At 72.7% G+C, this 18,717-nt stretch carries 16 protein-coding genes; 11 read left to right on the top strand and 5 right to left on the bottom strand.

Going from position 1 to position 18,717, the window contains the following annotated elements; translation table 11 throughout:
* The first annotated feature begins 213 nt into the window (after positions 1–213).
* On the top strand, positions 214–996 hold the full coding sequence (locus ACFYOH_RS09820; RefSeq protein WP_388623058.1) for a hypothetical protein: 783 nt from the start codon (positions 214–216) through the stop codon (positions 994–996).
* Between the two features lie 11 nt (positions 997–1,007).
* On the opposite strand, the gene ACFYOH_RS09815 is transcribed toward ACFYOH_RS09820, so the two are convergent.
* Positions 1,008–2,351, bottom strand: a complete 1,344-nt coding sequence (locus tag ACFYOH_RS09815; protein WP_388623055.1) for a helix-turn-helix domain-containing protein — start codon at positions 2,349–2,351, stop codon at positions 1,008–1,010.
* Between the two features lie 111 nt (positions 2,352–2,462).
* Here ACFYOH_RS09815 and ACFYOH_RS09810 point away from each other — a divergent pair, with 111 nt between their 5' ends.
* Together ACFYOH_RS09810 and ACFYOH_RS09805 are read left to right on the top strand one after the other, a co-directional pair.
* Positions 2,463–2,633, top strand: coding sequence for a hypothetical protein (locus ACFYOH_RS09810; RefSeq protein WP_388623052.1), 171 nt, complete (start codon positions 2,463–2,465; stop codon positions 2,631–2,633).
* Between the two features lie 83 nt (positions 2,634–2,716).
* Positions 2,717–3,961 carry an amidohydrolase gene (locus ACFYOH_RS09805; protein ID WP_388623049.1) on the top strand — a complete coding sequence of 415 codons (1,245 nt, stop codon included), beginning with the start codon at positions 2,717–2,719 and terminating at the stop codon, positions 3,959–3,961.
* 25 nt (positions 3,962–3,986) lie between these two features.
* Here ACFYOH_RS09805 and ACFYOH_RS09800 read toward each other — a convergent pair whose 3' ends face one another.
* Positions 3,987–5,666 (bottom strand): hypothetical protein, encoded by a 1,680-nt coding sequence (locus tag ACFYOH_RS09800; protein WP_388623046.1) that lies wholly within the window; start codon positions 5,664–5,666, stop codon positions 3,987–3,989.
* Between the two features lie 128 nt (positions 5,667–5,794).
* Positions 5,795–6,979, bottom strand: coding sequence for a PP2C family protein-serine/threonine phosphatase (locus tag ACFYOH_RS09795; RefSeq protein WP_388623043.1), 1,185 nt, complete (start codon positions 6,977–6,979; stop codon positions 5,795–5,797).
* A gap of 154 nt (positions 6,980–7,133) precedes the next feature.
* On the opposite strand from ACFYOH_RS09795, the gene ACFYOH_RS09790 reads away from it, so the two are divergent.
* The 6 genes from ACFYOH_RS09790 (at position 7,134) to metG (ending at position 15,359) form a co-directional block, all read left to right on the top strand.
* On the top strand, positions 7,134–7,616 hold the full coding sequence (locus ACFYOH_RS09790; RefSeq protein WP_388623040.1) for a hypothetical protein: 483 nt from the start codon (positions 7,134–7,136) through the stop codon (positions 7,614–7,616).
* A gap of 274 nt (positions 7,617–7,890) precedes the next feature.
* A complete protein-coding gene (locus tag ACFYOH_RS09785) occupies positions 7,891–8,880 on the top strand; it encodes a hypothetical protein (RefSeq protein WP_388623038.1) in 990 nt (329 codons plus the stop codon).
* A 135-nt stretch (positions 8,881–9,015) separates the two neighbouring features.
* Positions 9,016–9,972, top strand: coding sequence for an endonuclease/exonuclease/phosphatase family protein (locus tag ACFYOH_RS09780; RefSeq protein WP_388623036.1), 957 nt, complete (start codon positions 9,016–9,018; stop codon positions 9,970–9,972).
* A 35-nt stretch (positions 9,973–10,007) separates the two neighbouring features.
* Positions 10,008–11,951, top strand: coding sequence for an FUSC family protein (locus tag ACFYOH_RS09775; protein ID WP_388623033.1), 1,944 nt, complete (start codon positions 10,008–10,010; stop codon positions 11,949–11,951).
* Positions 11,952–12,024: 73 nt separating this feature from the next.
* Positions 12,025–13,485, top strand: a complete 1,461-nt coding sequence (locus tag ACFYOH_RS09770) for a VWA domain-containing protein (protein ID WP_388623030.1) — start codon at positions 12,025–12,027, stop codon at positions 13,483–13,485.
* Positions 13,486–13,634: 149 nt separating this feature from the next.
* On the top strand, positions 13,635–15,359 hold the full coding sequence (metG, locus tag ACFYOH_RS09765; RefSeq protein ID WP_388623027.1) for a methionine--tRNA ligase: 1,725 nt from the start codon (positions 13,635–13,637) through the stop codon (positions 15,357–15,359).
* Positions 15,360–15,425: 66 nt separating this feature from the next.
* Here the strand turns inward: metG and ACFYOH_RS09760 are convergent, their stop codons facing one another.
* Positions 15,426–15,557, bottom strand: a complete 132-nt coding sequence (locus tag ACFYOH_RS09760; RefSeq protein ID WP_388623899.1) for a hypothetical protein — start codon at positions 15,555–15,557, stop codon at positions 15,426–15,428.
* Positions 15,558–15,595: 38 nt separating this feature from the next.
* On the opposite strand from ACFYOH_RS09760, the gene ACFYOH_RS09755 reads away from it, so the two are divergent.
* Entirely contained in the window at positions 15,596–15,940 is a 345-nt protein-coding gene (locus tag ACFYOH_RS09755) for a hypothetical protein (protein WP_388623025.1), read from the top strand.
* 79 nt (positions 15,941–16,019) lie between these two features.
* Positions 16,020–16,703 (top strand): hypothetical protein, encoded by a 684-nt coding sequence (locus tag ACFYOH_RS09750; protein ID WP_388623022.1) that lies wholly within the window; start codon positions 16,020–16,022, stop codon positions 16,701–16,703.
* A gap of 63 nt (positions 16,704–16,766) precedes the next feature.
* On the opposite strand, the gene aspS is transcribed toward ACFYOH_RS09750, so the two are convergent.
* Positions 16,767–18,530, bottom strand: a complete 1,764-nt coding sequence (gene aspS, locus ACFYOH_RS09745) for an aspartate--tRNA ligase (RefSeq protein ID WP_388623019.1) — start codon at positions 18,528–18,530, stop codon at positions 16,767–16,769.
* Between the last annotated feature and the right edge of the window lie 187 nt (positions 18,531–18,717).

Here is an 18,717-nt window from a genome sequence, read left to right as displayed (position 1 = left end):
GCTGCACACGGCGACCGTAGCAGGCACCGAAGCGGCAGGTCGAGGCGTTTTCCGCGGGCTCCGGCGGGCCACTGGCCCGGCCCCGGCGGACCACTCACCCGGACGGCCCGGAGCGCTGGTGGGCCGGTCGGGGCGGTGGTGCCGTGAGATCAGGCACCACATCAGCCGGCCCGACCAGTCCGCCCACGGCTCGCAGCCCCAGGAGGCACCTCCATGACCGACGCGATACGCCTTCGCGGCCTCCCGCTCTGGCTCACCGTCGCCGGCCTCCTCGCCATGGGCGGCTGCGCGGCGCTCGGTCTGAAGCAGCCGGAGACCGCGCCCCAGCCCATCCCGACGATCGACAAGCCGTCACCGACGCCGAAGGGGTCCATGCGGGCCGACGGCTCCCCCCTCACCGACGAGCAGGCGCAGGCCGCGCTCATCACCCAGACCGACCTCGGCGCCCCCTGGACGGCGACCCGCGGGGCGGCCACCTGGCGGGACCAGTTGCTGAAGGCGAACACCTCGGCCGGCGAATGCCAGCGGCTGCTGGACGCCCTCTACACCGACGAACTCCTCGGCGGCCCGGCCCGCGTGGCCGTCGGCCTGGACAACGACGACACCAACGCCCAGCTGCGCTACCAGATCGCCGCCCGCCGCCCCGCCGACGTGGACGCGGCGCTCGCCTGGCTGAAGACGATGCCGGCGCGGTGCGCGCGGTTCACGGCCGGCACGGAGACCGGGATCACGGAGGACGTCCAGGTCAGCGAGGCCACGCTGCCGCAGGTCGGGGACGCGCGCCAGGGCCTGCGGATCAGCATCGCCGCCATGAACAGACAGGGCCAGCACGCCGTGCTCACCCTGGATGTGGCCGCCGTCCGCGTCGGCCCGGACGCCTTCGCCCTCACCAACGGCGGCCTGGGCGACGTACCGAACGACGCGACCCAGGCCGCCGTCCAGATCGGCGCCCTGCGCCTGGCGGACATCCGCAAGCAGGGCCGGGCGCAGGTGTGATCCGCGAGGCGTCACAGCGGCGGCTGGGCCGGTGCCGGTCCCAGGGTCGTGGTGCCCGGGGTCGTGCGGTGGCCCAGGCCGGTGCGGTAGGCGTCCAGGGCGGCGTCGATACGGCCCGTGCGGCGCAGCAGATCACCGAGGAGGCGGCACAGGTCGGCCAGGTCACCCGCGGCGCCCGCGCGTTCCAGCAGGCTGAGCGCGCGGACGTAGTGCTCCTCGGCGGCCTCGGTGTCCCGGGCGTCCTCGGCGATGATGCCGAGCAGACGGTGGGCCGCGGCGGCGTGCACCGCGCCGCGCTCGGAGGAGAAGTCGCCGAGGACGCCCTCCAGGAGTACGGCGGCCTCCTCCGACTTGCCCCGGCGGTGCAGCACATCGGCCAGTTCCACCGCGGCCTGGCTGCGGTACAGGGCGGCCCGGGTCTCCGAGAGCATGGTGTAGGCCTGGCGCAACTCGGCCTCGGCGCGCTCCAGTTCGCCGTTCTGGGCACAGACGTATCCGCGCATCCAGTGGCAGTTGGCCAGCTCGGTGCGCAGGCTCAGCCGGCGGTACAGCGCGGCCGCCTTGGCGAGGGAGGCGTCGGCCTCGGTGACCCGGCCCTCGGCGATCAGGGTGCGTGCCACCGAGCGGTGCATCCGGGCGATCAGCGCGGGATCGCCGGCCTGCGGCGCGAGCGCCAGGGCGACCTCGGCGGCCTGGGCGGCACGGGCGTGCGCGCCCATGTCCATGTACGGGCCGATCACGCTGGCGTAGAGCAGCAGGAGGGCGTCGGGGTCGTGCAGTCCGCCTCGGTTGAGCTCGTCGAGGGTGGATTCCAGGAGGTACACGGCGTACCTGAGTTCGCCGGCGAGGTAGTGGGCGACGGCGCGGCCGCGGACGGCAGGCACCCGCACCGGCAGCGACTCGTCCGCGAGGTGCGCCTCGGCGCGCTCGAAGAACTCCCGGGCCTGCGCCAGCTCACCGGTCTCCAGGGCGCTTTCGCCGAGCCCGAGGAGTGCCGTGGTCCGCTCGCAGCCCAGCCCATGGGTCTCCGCCTCCGCCAGCAGCCCCGCGTACTGGCCGGCGGCCTCCTCGGCCCTGCCGTCGGCGAGGACCCGCTGGGCCTCGGTGAGGCGTAGCCGCAGGTCGGTGGCGAGGTGGGCGGGCCGTCCGACGGCCAGTTCCTCGTACTCCACGCCGAGCCGGCCGGCGATGTGCCGCAGCGCCTCGTCCGAGGGCCGCACCCGGCCCGCCTCCACGGTGGAGATGTAGGCGGGGGTGTAGGCGGGCTCCGCCAACTGCCGCTGTGTCAGGCCGCGTTCGGTGCGCAGTTGCTGTACGCGCCGTCCGATGACCGCAGGGTCGTCCCGTTCCCGCATTGCCGGCCCCCCAACTCCCTTGGTGCCTCTTGCCGTTGGACCCGTCCAGCCCCTAGGTTAAACGGCGGATTAAGTCTGCTTAATACGTCGCTGTTGTGTTGCGAGGTCACCGTGCCCGGACGTACATCCGCACCCTACGGAAACACCACCGCGCGCAGGGCCGTCGTCACCGCGGTGATCGCGGCGACAGCCCTGATCCTCGCGGCGAACGCGGGCCCGGCCCGGGCGGCGGAAGCCGGACCGGGCGCCCGCGGGACCCAGCAGTCGGCATCCGCGAGGTGAAGGGCCTCCCCGGCCGCACCGGGCGCCCCCGGCCGGAACCACCGACCCTCCCGCAGGCCCCGCCGGCGGCCTACGCTGCGAGCATGACCTCTGCCGCCGCCCGTACCGCCCTGGACCTGACCTCCGACCTGCCGGTGTCGCGGTGGGAGGACTTCTACCGCGACCTGCACCGCCACCCCGAGCTGTCCCTGCGCGAGCACCGCACCGCCGGGACGCTGGCCGGGCGGCTGAAGGGCGCCGGGTTCGAGACCGCCGAGGGCGTCGGCGGCACCGGGGTCGTGGGCCGGCTGGCCAACGGCGACGGGCCGACCGTGTTGCTGCGGGCCGACATGGACGCGCTGCCGGTCCGGGAGGCGACCGGGCTGCCGTACGCCTCTGCGGCGGACGGGGTGATGCACGCGTGCGGGCACGATCTGCACGTCACCTGGCTGACCGGCGCCGCCGAGGCCCTGGCCGCCGGGCGCGAGACCTGGCGGGGCACCCTGCTGGTGGTGGGCCAGCCGGCCGAGGAGACCGGGCAGGGCGCGGCCCGGATGGTCGCGGACGGGCTGTACGAGCGGTTCGGCCGGCCGGACGTCCTGCTCGGGCAGCACGCCGCTCCGGGCCTGGCGGGCCTGTACCCGCACGCGCCGGGCCTGATCATGTCGGCGGCGACGGACGTGGACATCGTGGTGCACGGCCGGGGCGGGCACGGTTCGCGTCCGGAGGCGACGGTGGACCCCGTCGTCACCGCCGCCTACCTGGTCACCCGCCTCCAGACGGTCGTCTCCCGGGAGCTCGCCGCCGGCGAGTCCGCCGTGCTGACCGTCGGCCGGATCGAGGCCGGCACCCGGCACAACATCATCCCGTCCGAGGCCCGCGTCTCGCTGAACCTGCGCAGCCAGTCCGAGGTGGTACGGCAGCGGATGCTGGCCGCGATCCGGCGCATCGCGCACGGCGAGTGCGTGGCCGCGGGCTGCCCGCGCGAGCCCGACATCACCATCGGCAACACCTTCCCGGTGACCGTGAACGACGCGCCCACCGACAGCGCGGTGGCCGCCGTGCACGGCGAGGTCTTCGGCGCGGGCACGGTGTTCGACCCGGGACCGGCGATGGGCAGCGAGGACTTCCCCGCTCTGGCGCTCGACGGCGCCATCCCGTACTCGTACTGGTTCGTGACCACCACTCCGGCCGAGGTGTGGGACAAGGCCCCCGGCGACACCCTGTCGGAGAAGTTCGCGGCCGTGCCGAGCAACCACAGCCCGGACTTCGCACCCGACCTGTCGGTGATCGCCCCCGGAGTCCGCACGCTCGTCTCCGGGGCCCTGGCGCTGTTGCCGGCGGCGTGATGGGGCTTACGAGACCTGCTGGCGCCTACTGGACGGCCTGAAGCTGCCGCAGCTGCCGCCGGACGTTCTCCAGCGCACCCTGCCGGCGACCCGGCACCCGCAGCCGCAACTCCGCGAGCGCGGGCCCGAGTTCACGGGCCCGCGTCGGGTCCGTGATCCGCCCCCACTGGTGGTGCGCCCGGTCCACGGCCGCCTCCACGGCAGGCGCGTCCACGGCCTGCCCCGCGGCCAGCCGCACTTCGGCGACCGCGAGCCAAGCCCGGCAACTGCGCACCGCGTCCCCCGCGAACATCGCGAGATCGGCACGCACTTCGGCCCAGTGCAGGGCCTCGTCGGAACCCGGCCCATGGACACGCACGGCAACCTCCTCCTGCTGAGCCGCAAGCACATCGGCATCACCGTGCCGCCCACCCTGCACGGCAGCACTGATGACGGCGTGGGGGTCGGGGCCGGTGACACCGGTGGGTGGGGCGAGGGTGTGGGGGGTGTGGTTGGGGGCGTGGGGGGTGTGGTTGGGGGCGAGCGGGGGCTGCTTGACGGCGTGGGGGGCCGGCTTGGCGCCGGACGGGACCTGCTTGACGGCGTCGGGTGCGTGACTGAGGGCGGTCGCGGGCGGCGCCTGCTTGGTGGCGTCGAGGGCGTGACTGGGGGCGAGCGGGGACTGCTTGGCGCCGGGCGGATCCTGCCTGCCGGCGTAGGGGGCCGACTTGGCGCCGGACGGATCCTGCCTGCCGGCGAAGGGCGCCGACTTGGCGCCGGGCGGATCCTGTCTGCCGGCGAAGGGCGCCGACTTGGCGCCGGACGGGACCTGCTTGACGGCGTCGGGTGCGTGACTGAGGGCGGGCGCGGGCAGCGCCTGCTTGGCGGCGAGCGCGGGCGGCACCTGCCTGGTTCCGGGCGCGGGCGGGGCCTGGTTGGTCGTGAGCGTCGGCGGCGCCTGCCTGGTTCCGGGCGCGGGCGGGGTCTGCCCGGTGGCGTGCGGGGCCGGACTCGTGGCGGGTGCGGTGGGGGCCTGGCCTTCCGGCTGACCGAATCCGGTGGGCGGGTGGGCGAACGGGGGTCTGGGGACGGTGCCCCCAGGAACGGCCAGCACCAGATCCCGGCCCGCACTGGCCTCGGCGATCCGCCCCAACGCCTGCTCGTGCAACTGAAGCAGCGGCGGCCGGTACCCACTCCGCAACAACGTCGCCACCGCCTTCATGTACCCCGGCTCGGCCACCCCCCGCCGCCCACCCACCGGCGCGACACGCCCGTAAACGGCAGCATTCGCACCGCAGTCCAGCCCCCGCTCCGCCACGTACCGCCACGCCTCCGCATCCGCATGCAGATCCACGACCAGCGCCGTATCCACAGCGGAGCGCAACCGCAGCTCCTCCCGAATCCAGTGCCACGGCAACCCGGTGTAGCGAACCGTCGCCGCGGTGGTGCGCGCCAGCGCAAGGTGCGGCAGCCGCTGCCGCCGGTCCAGCTGCAGCTGCCCGGCGATGTACAGGGTCAGCGGCCCGGGCGCGGCCGCCGCGGCGCGCAGCCGGGTCAGCACGGCCTGCGGCTCCAGCGGATCGGCGAGTTCCACGACGTTGGCGGTGTCGGTGCCGGACAGCACGGCCGGGGCGACGGCGGCCAGCACCGGCAGCACACCGGCCGCCTCCACCAGCCGCCCCCGGCCCACCGGCGAGGCCGCGAGCAGCAGCACGGTTCCGGGCATCGGTCCTCCCCCTGTAGCCCTGCAGCCCCTGTCGGCCCTGCCGACCTGGCCGGCTCTCCACGCTCTCCAGCCAGCACCGTAACCGCTGCGCCTGCAAACGCGCGCCTCAGGAGACCAGGAGGACGGCATCAGGACCGCAAACGTCCTTCTTCGCCGTCTTCGCCGTCCTCGCCGTCCTCGCCCGCGGCCGCCCCCCGCACCCGCCGCACCGCGAACACCGTGGTGTCGTCGACCAGCCGTCCGCCGCAGTGCCGCAGGACGCCGTCGCGGACCAGCCGGACCAGCAGCCAGGGATCGGGGCGGCCCGCCCGGTCGGCGACCGCGGGCGCGAGCTCCCGGACCAGCGGATAGAAGGCGCCCCGCCGGTCGCGGGCCTCGGTCACCCCGTCGGTGACCAGCAACAGCGTCTCGTCGGCGGCGAGCGGCACCCGATGCACGGGCGACAGACCGCCCGCCAGGTCGCCGAAGCCGAGCGGCAGCCCGTCCCCGCTGGGCAGCTCGCGGACTCCGCGCGGGCCGACGGCGAGCGGGGGCTCATGTCCGAAGTTGACGACCTCGATGCTCTCCGGCGCGTCCTCGGGAAAGCCGATCAGCACGGCGGTGGCGAACCGGTCGCCGTCCTCGCGGCCGAGCGCGGTGGTGTGCCGGCGGTGCCGCAGCATGCGGATCTCCAGGCGCTCGGCGACGGTCGCGAGGTCCTCCTCGTGGTAGCCGGCCTCGCGGAAGGTGCCGAGCAGCGCGGCGGCGGTCTCCACCGCGCCGAGCCCCTTTCCCTGCACGTCGCCGACGAAGAGGCGGGTGCCGTGCGGGCCGGGCTGGATGTCGTAGAAGTCGCCGCCGACCCGGGCCTCGACGTCGGCCGCCAGATACACCCCGGCGTGCTCCAGCCCGGCCCAGCGCGGCGGCAGCGGGCGCAGCACGGTACGGCGGGTCGTCGCGGCGATGTCCTGGATGTGCAGGGTCTGCCGCTCCTTGCGCAGGCGTACGGCGCAGGCGATCACGGCCAGCAGGCCACCGACGGCGACCAGGACGAAGTCGCCGAGACCGGCCTGGTACTCGCCCGGCCAGGCGCTGTCGACGGCGACGTAGGTCACCACCGCCAGCACGGCGAAGGCGCCCGTCGTCCACACCCCGCAGATCGCGGCGGCGGTGCCGGGGACCAGCACGATCCAGGTGATGATCCGAAACCGCTCGGTGGTGTTGAGGTCCAGCAGCACGATGCCGACGAGCAGCAGCAGAGGCGGCACCCAGGCGACGTTCCGACCGCGCAAGCGCAGCGGATGGCGCCGCCGGCCGTACTCCGTGTCCGTCACGGCGGGCAGCCCTCCATGTCTCTCGGCGTTCCCAGCGAAACACGGGAGAGAACCCGCCGCATCCGGGCACCCGTCACTCTCCTGGCCGACTTGCCAGGCCGTGCCCCCAGGTGTGCTCTGGAAGCCGGGGGCGAGGAGAGAGAGGAGTGCTCTCATGGCTCAAGCGGCACCCGCGCCCGGCGGCACGGCCCGCCCTGGCCGCAGGGCGATCGGAGAACGGGTCCCCGGCGGGCGGCCCACCCGTCCGCCCGACGTCTTCGACGCACGCACCCACCGCATCGCCCACTTCGCCGGCCCGGTCGGCCTGGGCCTGGTCTACGGCTACTGGGTCGCGGCCGACGCCCGCCAGGGCGGCCCCATCACCGGCGGGAACCTGCTGCTCGGCTGGCTCAGCGCGCTGGTGTTCGCGGTGGTGTCCATGGCCCTGCTGACGCTGGCCCCGCGGATGGCGAGGGAGGTGCACGCGCTGCTGTGGTCGGCGTTCGCCGGCATCGCGTTCGGCTTCCTGTACATCCAGACGCCGCATTCGCTCTGGCGGTCCGTGATGATGTCGCTGATCGTCGCGGGGTGCACCTTCGGCACGTTCTTCTATCGCTATTACACGCGCGAGGACGCGTTCGGGCGCCGAGTCCACTGACCGCGCGGCCGACACCGACCGCGCGCGCCGCGAGCGCCGCGAGCGGGTGGGCATGGGCGTGGGTCCCGGCGAGCCGGGACCCACGCCTCCCCCGTGTTCCCCACATCCCTCACCCGGCCTTGCACCGGCCTCCTCCCCCCACACCAGGAAACACCCGTTCGGGTGAACCCTCCACCGGAGGTCGAAGTCCCCAGTTCCGCCAAGGGATGCGGGTCTTCGCCCGAATGCACCCGCCCCGCTCGCGCCCGCGCCCCGCAGGCCGAAGCCTGGAAGCGTGCCCCCACGCCTCAGGAGCGCCCTGTCGGGCGTACTGCTCGCCCTTTCCTGCCTCCTCGTGCCGTTCGGCGCGCTGGCGGCCTGGGCGGCGTACGGGCTCGCCGACACGGGCCGGTACGTCACCACGATGGCGCCGCTGGCCGCCGACCCGAATGTGCGGGAGGCCGTCGTGGACACGGTCGGTGACGGCATCCTGCGCGCGGTGGACCAGCATCTGGACGTGCGCCCGGCAGGTGGTTCGGTCCGCCCGTTCGTGCGGGACGCGGTGCGCTCCTTCACCCAGACCGAGGCCTTCCGGCTGGCTTGGGACACCGGCAACCGGGTCACCCACGACGCGGTGCTGCGCGCCCTGCGCGACGAGGAGGACGACGCGGCGGCCGGGCGGCCGGTCACCGTCGACTTCGCCCCCGTCACCGACCAGGTCAAGCGCCAGCTGGCCCGGGACCATGTTCCGATCGCCGCACGCATCCCGGTGGAGCACACCGCGGTCTCCGTGCTCCCGGCGGGCGAACTGGCCTCCTTCCGGAAGGGGTTCCACGTGCTCGAAGTCGCCGGTTTCTGGCTGCCGGTGGCGGCCGTCGCGTTCGCCGCCACCGGGATCGCCCTCGCCGTCCACCGCCGCCGCGCGGTCGCGGCGACCGCGCTGGGCACGGCCCTGGGCGGCGGCCTGCTCGCCCTGGCCGTGGCCGTCGGCCGCAGCCTCACCCTCTCCGGCCTGCCCGCCGACGTCCCGCATCCGGCCGTCGGCGCGGTCTACGACGCCCTCACCGCCACCCTGCGCACGGTGGCCTGGCTCCTGCTCGCCCTGGGCCTCACGGTGGCGCTGACCACCTGGCTGACCCGCCGTCCGAACCAACGCCGCACCGCACGCCACCGCACCACACCGGTCACGGCCACACCGACCACACCCCTCGCTCCGGCCTCCGCCCCCGTCACAGGGACGACGACGCCGCCTCCGGCAGCTGAGGCATCCACAACCTGGGGATGAGCCAGGCGCCCCGAAGGGGGCGGGGAACTGCGCGGGCAACCGCGCGAGCGACGACAACGCCCCCAGCCCGTGGACGGCCCCGGAACAACGGCGAATCCCCGCACCCAGGCGGCGAACACCCCGTACGCTCGGCCCGTGAACCGTCGCCCCGGACGCAGGCTCGGCGCCTGGTGTGCCGGACTGCTGCTCGCCGGGACCGGCGTGGTGGCCGGCTGCCGGGTCGCCGACACCGACGGGGTCACCCCGGTACCCCAGCTGCTCGCCTTCCTGCCGTGGCTGCTCGTGCCGACCGGCTTCGCCCTGCTGTGCGCGCTGCTCGCCCGCTGGTGGCCGGGCCTGGTGTGCGGGGCCGTCGTACTCGGCGTGCTCGCCTGGTACCTCCAGCCGTACGACGGCCCCGCCGACCCCGCCGGCCCGCCGCTCGCCACCCTCCGCGTGCTGACCTCCAACGTGGAGTTCGGGCGCGGCACTCCGGCCCTGGTCCCGTGGCTCCGGGACCGCCGCCCGGACGTCGTCTTCGTCGAGGAGTGCGAGTTCACCTGCCAGGCCACGCTGGAGGCCGACTTCGCGACGGCCTACCCCTACCGGCGGGCGGTCCGCGCGGCCGGCTCCCACGGCTCGCTCATCCTCAGCCGCTTTCCCCTGACACCGACGGCCGGTGTCCCCGGCACGATGGGCATGCCCGGCGCGATCGCCGACGTGCGGGGCCACGCCGTACGTCTCCAACTCGCCCACCCCATGCCCCCGCTGCCGGGCCAGGTCGGCCTGTGGCACCGCGAACTCGGCAGGCTCCGCGCCGTCGCGGCGGCCGCCCCCCGTACCCCCACCATCCTGGCCGGCGACTTCAACGCCACCCAGGACCACGCGGCCTTCCGCCGCATCCTCGACACCGGCCTGACCGACGCCGCCCGTCTCGCCGGACACGACCGCGCCGCCAGCTGGCCCGCGCGCACCGCCTCGGTCGTCGGCACCCAGATCGACCACGTCCTGCTCTCACCGGACTTCAGCGCGACCGGCGCCCGCTTTCTGCGCGTGGCCGGCAGCGACCACCGCGCCCTCGTCGTGGACCTCGCCCTCCACCAGCGGGGATGAACCGGGCGATCAGCGCCGACGGCGATAATGGCCGCATGTCGCGAGAGTTCCCCAGCGGCCTCACCCCTCCCGACTGGCTGGTCCGGAACATCCGCCCGCAGCAGGCCCCCGTCAACAAGGCCGCCATGGCCCGCGCCGCCGTCGGCATGGCCCTGCCGCTCGCCATCGGCCTCGCTACCGGCCATCCGACGTACGGCGCCCTCGCCTCCATGGGCGCCCTGTCCGGCGTCATCGGCGACACCGCCGACGCCTACCGCATGCGCATCCTCAACATCGCCGTCCCGCAGCTCTTCGGCGCGGTCGGTGTGACGCTGGGCACGCTGGTGCACGGCCACGGCTGGTACGCGGTGGCCACGGTGACCGGGGTCGCCCTGCTCTCCGGCATGATCTCGACGATCGGCGCGGTGGCCTCGGTCTCGGGTCTGCTCCTCCTCCTGAACTGCGTGGTGGGCGCGGGCCTCCCCCTCCCGCACCCCTGGTGGCTGGCCCCGGCCCTGCTGACCGGCGGCGGCCTCCTGGTCCTCCTCCTCGCCCTGCTGGCCTGGCCGTTGCGCTCGGGCGTGCCCGAACGCGCGGCGGTGGCGGCCGCGTACCGCGCCGTCGCCGGGCTCCTCACCGTCTCCGGCACGGACCACATCGAGGAGTACGACGAGGCCCGCCGGTCCGTCACCCAGTCCCTCAACCAGTCCTACGACCTGATCCTGGCCCGGCGCGCCCGCCACCACGGCCGCAGCCGCGAACTCACCAGGCTCCTCGCCCAGTTGAACGCCGTCATCCCGGTGGTGGAGGCGGCCCCAGCGGCTCATCTGGCGGCCCGCCCCCTGCCGGCCCGGATCCCCGAGACCGTCCGCCACCTGGCCCAGGCCGTCGAAAGCGGCTACACGGGCCCGATGGCCCTGGACCTCCCGGTACCGGTGACGGAGACGGCCCGCGCCGTGGACCACGCCCTGCGCCACACGGCCGAGGTCGTCACGGCCCCCGACGTGGACCCCCGGGGCATCGACGACCGCCTGGGCCGCCCCGCGGCGCTGGGCATCCGCACGGCGAGAGCGGCCCGCAACGTCGTCCTCTCGGCCAACTCCTGGCGCTACGGCCTGCGCCTCGCGGTCTGCATCGGCATCGCCCAGGCCCTGGTGTCGCTGATCCCCGTCCCCCGCTCCTACTGGGTGGCCCTGACGATCACCTTCGTCCTGAAACCCGACTTCGGCTCGGTCTTCTCCCGCGCCCTGCTGCGCGCCCTCGGCACGGTGGCGGGCCTGGTGATCGCGGCGGTGGTCCTGGCGGAGGTCCCGCTGGGCTGGTGGGACGTCCTCGCGATGCTGCTCCTGGCCCCCCTGATCCCGGCGCTCACCCCCCGCGGCTACGGCTACCAGACGGCGGCGATCACCCCGGTGATCCTCCTCCTCTCGGACATCCTGAACCACCAGGGCACGGCCCTGCTCCTGCCCCGCCTGACGGACTCGCTCCTCGGCTGCGCGATCGCCCTGACCGCCGGCTACCTCCTCTGGCCGGAGAGCTGGCGCACCAGGGTCGGCGACCGCCTGGCCGACGCGGTGGCGGACACGGCGCGGTACGTGGAGACGGCGTTCGCCCCCGACTGCGCCCCGGCCGCCCGCGCCCGCATGCGCCGCCGCCTCTACCGCGACCTGTCCGTGATCCGTACGGAGTTCCAGCGGGCCCTGACCGAACCACCGCCGACCGGCCGCCGCGCGGCCGCGTGGTGGCCGCTGGTCGTGGCGGTGGAACGGATCGTCGACGCGACGACGGCGGCGCGCGTGCGCGTACGGCACGGGGCGGCGCCCCCGTCCCCGGCCGAGATCACCCAGGTGGTCCTACAGCTCCGGGAGCTTTCGGAGGGCGTACGGGACGCGGAAACCCTGACCCCGGTCCGCACTGACCTCACCGGTCCCGCGGGCAGTGTCCTTGAGCCGCTCCGCCAGGAGGTGGCGGCGGCCCGGTCGATCGCATCCCCCCACTGAGTGCTTCGCTAACCTTACGTGTCCGTCCTGGCCAGGGATCGACGTGGATCAACTCACGCGAAGGGTTGCACACATGGGCATTCTCACTCTCCTGCGGAACGCATTCAGCCGCTCCCGCAAGGGACGAGCCACCGAGGCAGAGGGTGCCGACCGCCTGCCGGCGCAACCGGAGACCCCCCAGCCCACCGCCGACGCCACCGTCCCCGAACCCCGCCGCTCCTCTCCCGAGGAACACGACCTGGTGGCAGCGGCCTTCAACAACGTAAAGGTCCCCCACCCGGCAGAGGGCGACCCGGAACCGGCACACCTCGACACCACGGCGAAGGCGAAGCCGGAGCAGAAGCAGCAGACCGAGCCGACGACCGAGCCGGCAGAGCCCAAGGAGCCGACCACCAAGCCGGCAGAGCCCGAGAAGCAGCCCGAACCGGAGCCCACCGAGACGCCAGAGGCCGAGAAGCAGCCCGAACCGGAGCCCACCGAGACGCCAGAGGCCGAAGAACAGCCCGAACTGGCGGAGGCCGCGGAGACGCAGCCCGAGCCGAAGGCCGAAGAGACGACCGAGGCCGAAGAACAGCCCGAGCTAAAGGCCGAAGAGACGGCCGAGGCTGAAGAGCAGGCCGAGCCCCAGCCCGCGGAGACGCCAGAGGCTGAGGCGCCGGAGGCCGTCGAGGCGGTGTCGGTGACGGCGGAGGAGCCGGTCGTACCGACCGACGAGACGACCGCCCCGCAAGCCGCCGACGGCGAGGACACCCCACAGGGGCCACCCGCAGTCGACGACGAAAGCCGCACGGGTGGTGCGGGTGGGAACACCGACGCCGATGGCGAAGCCGAGGCGGACGAACCGGCCCCCACACCGGCGGCGGCCACCACCCTCGCCAAGGTCAAGTCCCGCACCCCCTCCCTCGCCACCGCCTACAAGGCCGCCACAGCCGCCCTGAAGAGAACCGACCTCACCGGCACCCGCGCCAAGATCTACCTCGTCCTCGACCGCTCCGCGAGCATGCGCCCGTACTACAAGGACGGCTCCGCCCAGGCCCTCGCCGACCAGACCCTCGCCCTCGCCGCCCACCTGGACCCGGAGGCCACGGTCCACACCGTCTTCTTCTCCACGGAGATCGACGGCACCACCGACCTCACCCTCACCCCGGACCACGAGACCAAGATCGACGACGTGCACGCCGGCCTGGGCCGCATGGGCCGCACCAGCTACCACGCCGCCGTAGAGGCCGTACTCGCCCACTACGACGAGTACGAGAAGGGCACCACCCCCGCCACCCCCGCCCTCGTCGTCTTCCAGACCGACGGCGCCCCGGACGCGAAGACCCCCGCGACCCAGGCCCTCACCGCCGCGGCGGACACCCACCCCGCCGTCTTCTTCTCCTTCGTCGCCTTCGGAGAGCACGACAACAAGGCCTTCGACTACCTCCGCAAGCTGAAGACAGCCAACGCCTCCTTCTTCCACGCGGGCCCCACCCCCCGCGAGCTGACCGACGCGGAGCTGTACGAGGGCGTCCTCGCCTCCTGGCGCCCGTAACACGGACGACCCGCGACGGACAGTCACCCTCGGTGACGCCGGGCCGCCCGCTTCCCACTCTGCAAAACGGGAAACGGGCGGCCCACCCATGTCGGCTACGATTTCAAGGTTCGAAACCGCAGAAAAGCAGCGACCTGGGAGCAGCCACGATGGCTCGACACCTCATCACCAGCGCCCTTCCGTACATCAACGGGATCAAGCACCTGGGCAACATGGTGGGGTCCATGCTCCCGGCGGACGTGTACTCCCGGTACCTCCGCCAGCGCGGCCACGACGTCCTGTACATCTGCGCCACCGACGAGCACGGCACCCCGGCCGAGCTGGCCGCGAAGGAGCAGGGCCTGCCGGTCGACAAGTTCTGCGCCCAGGCGCACGACGCGCAGAAGGCCGTCTACGACGGCTTCGCCCTCGCGTTCGACTACTTCGGCCGCAGCTCCTCCCCGGAGAACCGCGACATCACCCAGCACTTCGCCCGCAAGCTGAACGAGAACGGCTTCATCGAGGAGCGGGCGATCCGCCAGGTCTACAGCCCCGCCGACGGCCGTTTCCTCCCCGACCGCTATGTCGAGGGCACCTGCCCCCACTGCGGCTACGACAAGGCCCGCGGCGACCAGTGCGAGAACTGCACCCGGGTGCTCGACCCGACCGACCTGATCAACCCGCGCTCGGCGATCTCCGGCAGCACGGACCTGGAGGTGCGGGAGACCAAGCACCTCTTCCTCCTCCAGTCCAAGCTGGAGAACGAGGTCCGCGAGTGGGTGGCCCGGCACGACAAGGACTGGCCGCAGCTCGCCTCCTCCATCGCCCACAAGTGGCTGACCGAGGGCCTGCACGACCGCGCGATCACCCGTGACCTGGACTGGGGCGTCCCGGTCCCGGCCGACACCTGGCCGGAGCTGGCCGCCGAGGGCAAGGTCTTCTACGTCTGGTTCGACGCGCCGATCGAGTACATCGGCGCGACCAAGGAGTGGGCCGACCAGGACCCGGAGAACCGCGACTGGAAGTCGTGGTGGTACGACGCGGACTCCGGTGAGAACCCGGTCCGCTACACCGAGTTCATGGCGAAGGACAACGTCCCCTTCCACACCGTCATGTTCCCGGCCACCGAGCTGGGCGTGCGCGAGCCGTGGAAGAAGGTCGACTACGTCAAGGCCTTCAACTGGCTGACGTACTACGGCGGCAAGTTCTCCACCAGCCAGAAGCGCGGCGTCTTCACCGACCAGGCCCTGGACATCCTCCCGGCCGACTACTGGCGCTACTTCCTCATCGCCAACGCGCCCGAGTCGGACGACTCGTCCTTCACCTGGGAGCACTTCACCGCCACGGTCAACAAGGACCTCGCCGACACCCTCGGCAACTTCGTCAACCGCGTGCTGTCCTTCTCGAAGAAGCGCTTCGGCGAGGAGGTCCCCGCGGGCGGCACCCCCGGCGAGGCCGAGACGAAGCTCGGCGAGCAGATCGCCGAACTCCTCGCCGAGTACGAGGGCCACATGGAGACCATGCAGTTCCGCAAGGCCGCCGCGGCCCTGCGCGCCCTGTGGTCGGCGGGCAACTCCTACCTGGAGGAGAAGGCCCCCTGGCTGCAGATCAAGACCGACAAGGACGCCGCGGCCCTCACCCTGCGTACGGCGATGAACCTGATCCACCTGTACGCGGTGGTCTCCGAGCCGCTGATCCCGGCGACGGCCGCGGCCATGCGCCAGGCCTTCTCCCTCCAGGACGACACCGCCACCTGGATCACCGAGGCCGAGGCCAGATCCCTCACCACCGTCCCCGCCGGCACGCCCTTCACGGTCCCCCCGGTCCTCTTCGCCAAGCTGACCGACGAGGACCTGGCGGCGTACAAGGAGCGTTTCGGCGGCGAGCAGGGCTGACGCCTCCGACGCCCCAGCGGGCCCGGGAAGAACCTCTTCCCGGGCCCGCCGTGTACGTCACCCGGGTTACTTCAGCACGCCGGCGCCGGTGGTGGTCGCCAGTTCCGCCGGCAGGCTCTTCGCGGACGTCTCCAGGCCCGCGGTGAGCGTCGGCGTCCAGTTCACGGTCGTCCTGATCTTCTTCGAGTTGGCGGCCAAGGCGTCCAGCTGGGCGTACGAAGAACCTGGCGCTGGCGATGCTCTCGGCGCTGGCACACGCCCGCAGCCGCGACGCCGACGCCATACTGGACGCAATCAACCGCGCCCTTCTGGAGGTCCAGAAAGCCGACCCCGAGACCGCCGACTACTTCTACGAGTCCCTTGGCGTCAACCTGGCCGGCAGCTCGGCCGGAGAGAATTGGAAGGACATCATGTCTTCTTTCGTCACCTACTTCCCCGGCCGGGGAACGGTCCGTGAGACGGCGTACCTGCAAGGAAAGGCAGAAGGCGAGGCAAAGGGGATCCTCCGCGTCCTTGAGGTGCGCGGCCTCACGGTCTCCGACGCCGTTCGCGAGCGCATCACCACCACCGGGCCTGCCTGACTTGCCTGGCCCGTCCACTCGGTGCCGAGCGCCCAGGAGGAACTCCGACCATGCTCCTACGACCCCGCCCGGCCGCCCGGTGAACCACCCCGAAGCCCATCTCCGCCTCATCAGCGCCGCCCTGACGCTGGGCACGCCCTTCTCCCTGGTTTTGGCCGGAGGCTATGCGCTCCAGGCCCATGGGCTGGTCGAACGGCCGCACGGGAACGTGGACCTCGCGACGGAGAGCCCGGAGCCAACCGACCGGATGGCGTATGCCGTCGCTGCGGCCCTGGAGGCGCGGGGTCGGCAGGTGCGGACCGGAGCGCTCACCGCGCTCACCGCGCAAATGACCGTCACCGACCCGCCAACCGGCGAGCCGTGCGTCCTCACCCTGCACAAGGAAGCGTTCTGGCAGCCGCCGGAGCTGACCGAGTACGGTCCCGCGCTCTCCCTGGAGGACGCCGTGGGGACGAAGGTCCGTGCGCTGTACGACCGTGGCGCCGCCGTCGATCTGGTGGACGCGCGGGCCGCGGCCGCCCGGTTCTCGTTCCCCGATCTGGAGGAGCTGGGCCGCCGGCACGCCCATGACCCCTTCGATCTGCCGACGCTGCAGTCCCGGCTGACGGGGACGGACTTCTACTCCGACGCAGACTTCATCCGGTACGGCCTGACGCAGGAGCAGGTCACCGCCCTGCGCGCCTGGGCCCAGCAGTGGTCCGACGACATCGCCGAGCGACTGCTGGAGGACGGCGCGTCGCCCGACGCGGAGGACGGGGACTGACGACGGAGAGGCCCGGAACCCCACGCCGGGGTGCCGGGCCTCTCCCTTGAATCCTGTGCCGTACTACTTCGGCTGCGGCTTCCTGATGTTCAGGTGCAGCTCGCGCAGGCGGGGCTCCTCCAGCTCGGTCGGGGCGCCCATCATCAGGTCCTGGGCGTTGCCGTTGAGCGGGAAGGCGATCGTCTCGCGGATGTTGGGCTCGTCCGCGAGGAGCATGACGATGCGGTCCACGCCGGGGGCGATGCCGCCGTGCGGCGGGGCGCCGAAGCGGAACGCGCGGAGCATCCCGGCGAACTTCTCCTCGACGGTCTCCCGGTCGTAGCCCGCGATCTCGAAGGCCTTGAGCATGATCTCCGGCTCGTGGTTCCGGATGGCGCCGGAGGACAGCTCGACACCGTTGCAGACGATGTCGTACTGCCAGCCCAGGATGTCCAGCGGGTCCTGGGTCTCCAGGGCCTCCAGACCGCCCTGCGGCATGGAGAAGGGGTTGTGCGAGAAGTCGATCGCGCCGGTCTCCTCGTCCTTCTCGTACATCGGGAAGTCGACGATCCAGCAGAAGCGGAAGACGCCCTCCTCGAAGTGGCCCGCGCGCTTGGCGGCCTCGACGCGGACCGCGCCCATGATCTTGGAGACCTCGTCGAACTCGCCCGCGCCGAAGAGGACCGCGTGGCCGGGGGCCAGCGACAGGCGCTTGGTCAGCTCGGCGACGTTCTCCTCGGTGAGGAACTTCGCGATCGGGCCGGACAGCGCGCCGTCCTCGCCGACACGGACCCAGGCCAGGCCCCTGGCGCCCAGCGAGATGGCGAACTCGCCGAGCTGGTCGAAGAACTTGCGCGGCTGGTCCTGGACGGCCGGGACGGCCAGCGCGCGCACATGCTTGCCGGCGAACGCCTTGAACTCCGAGCCCTCGAAGACATCGGTGATGTCGACCAGCTCCAGCTTGGCGCGCAGGTCCGGCTTGTCGGAGCCGTACTTCAGCATCGCCTCGCGGAACGGGATCCGCGGGAAGGGAGACGTGACGTGGCGGCCGTTGCCGAACTCCTCGAACAGCTCTGTCATGAGCTGCTCGATCGGCTGGAAGACGTCCTCCTGCTCGACGAAGCTCATCTCGACGTCGAGCTGGTAGAACTCGCCCGGCGAGCGGTCGGCGCGGGCGTCCTCGTCGCGGAAGCAGGGCGCGATCTGGAAGTAGCGGTCGAAGCCGGAGATCATCAGCAGCTGCTTGAACTGCTGCGGGGCCTGCGGCAGCGCGTAGAACTTGCCGGGGTGCAGGCGGGAGGGGACGACGAAGTCGCGGGCGCCCTCCGGGGAGGTGGCGCTCAGGATCGGCGTCGCCATCTCGTTGAAGCCCATCGCCGCCATCTTGTGGCGGATCGCCGAGATCACCGACGTACGCAGCAGGATGTTGCGGTGCATGCGCTCCCGGCGCAGGTCCAGGAAGCGGTACTCCAGGCGCCGCTCCTCGTTGACCCCGTCCTCGGTGTTGATCGTGAACGGCAGCGGCGCGGCGGCGCCCAGCAACTCGACCTCGGCCACCTCGACCTCGATCTCGCCGGTGGGCAGGTCGGGGTTGATGTTCTCGGTTCCACGTGAAACAACGCGGCCGTCGACGCGGACCGTGGACTCCTTGGAGATATTGTCCAGGGCCTCGTACGCGGGCGTGCCGGGGCGGGCCACCAGCTGCGTGATGCCGTAGTGATCGCGCAGATCGATGAAGAGGATGCCGCCCAGGTCGCGCCGATTGTGCAGCCAGCCACTCAGCCGGACGTCGGTGCCGACGTCAGAGGCGCGGAGCTGGCCGCAGGTGTGGGACCTGTACCGATGCATCGTCGTTCATCGTCCTTCGTGTGTGGGTCTGCGGGGGAGGGGTGCTCTCCCCGGCGAGAACGGGCACGGGGCCCGGACCCATCAAGGGTACCGGGCAGCCAAAGATCGGCTCCCCACCATTTCCCGCGCCTTCCCCGCGTCGCACTGGAGGATCCTCCGAGTGTCCAGGGCGCGGGATCCTCCTTTC

Source organism: Streptomyces sp. NPDC007856, from assembly GCF_042868225.1.
Taxonomy (GTDB): domain Bacteria; phylum Actinomycetota; class Actinomycetes; order Streptomycetales; family Streptomycetaceae; genus Streptomyces.
The sequence above is the reverse complement of the archived record's forward strand: the minus strand, read 5'-3'. Positions and strand labels throughout refer to the sequence as shown.

Excerpts from the sequence above, each read along its gene's own strand:
- ACFYOH_RS09790 (WP_388623040.1), top strand. The coding sequence starts at position 7,134 with ATGGCTCAAGCGGCACCCGCGCCCGGCGGCACGGCCCGCCCTGGCCGC.
- ACFYOH_RS09755 (WP_388623025.1), top strand. The coding sequence starts at position 15,596 with ATGCTCTCGGCGCTGGCACACGCCCGCAGCCGCGACGCCGACGCCATA.
- metG (WP_388623027.1), top strand. The coding sequence starts at position 13,635 with ATGGCTCGACACCTCATCACCAGCGCCCTTCCGTACATCAACGGGATC.
- ACFYOH_RS09775 (WP_388623033.1), top strand. The coding sequence starts at position 10,008 with ATGTCGCGAGAGTTCCCCAGCGGCCTCACCCCTCCCGACTGGCTGGTC.
- aspS (WP_388623019.1), bottom strand. The coding sequence starts at position 18,530 with ATGCATCGGTACAGGTCCCACACCTGCGGCCAGCTCCGCGCCTCTGAC.
- ACFYOH_RS09800 (WP_388623046.1), bottom strand. The coding sequence starts at position 5,666 with ATGCCCGGAACCGTGCTGCTGCTCGCGGCCTCGCCGGTGGGCCGGGGG.
- ACFYOH_RS09770 (WP_388623030.1), top strand. The coding sequence starts at position 12,025 with ATGGGCATTCTCACTCTCCTGCGGAACGCATTCAGCCGCTCCCGCAAG.
- ACFYOH_RS09815 (WP_388623055.1), bottom strand. The coding sequence starts at position 2,351 with ATGCGGGAACGGGACGACCCTGCGGTCATCGGACGGCGCGTACAGCAA.
- ACFYOH_RS09820 (WP_388623058.1), top strand. The coding sequence starts at position 214 with ATGACCGACGCGATACGCCTTCGCGGCCTCCCGCTCTGGCTCACCGTC.
- ACFYOH_RS09805 (WP_388623049.1), top strand. The coding sequence starts at position 2,717 with ATGACCTCTGCCGCCGCCCGTACCGCCCTGGACCTGACCTCCGACCTG.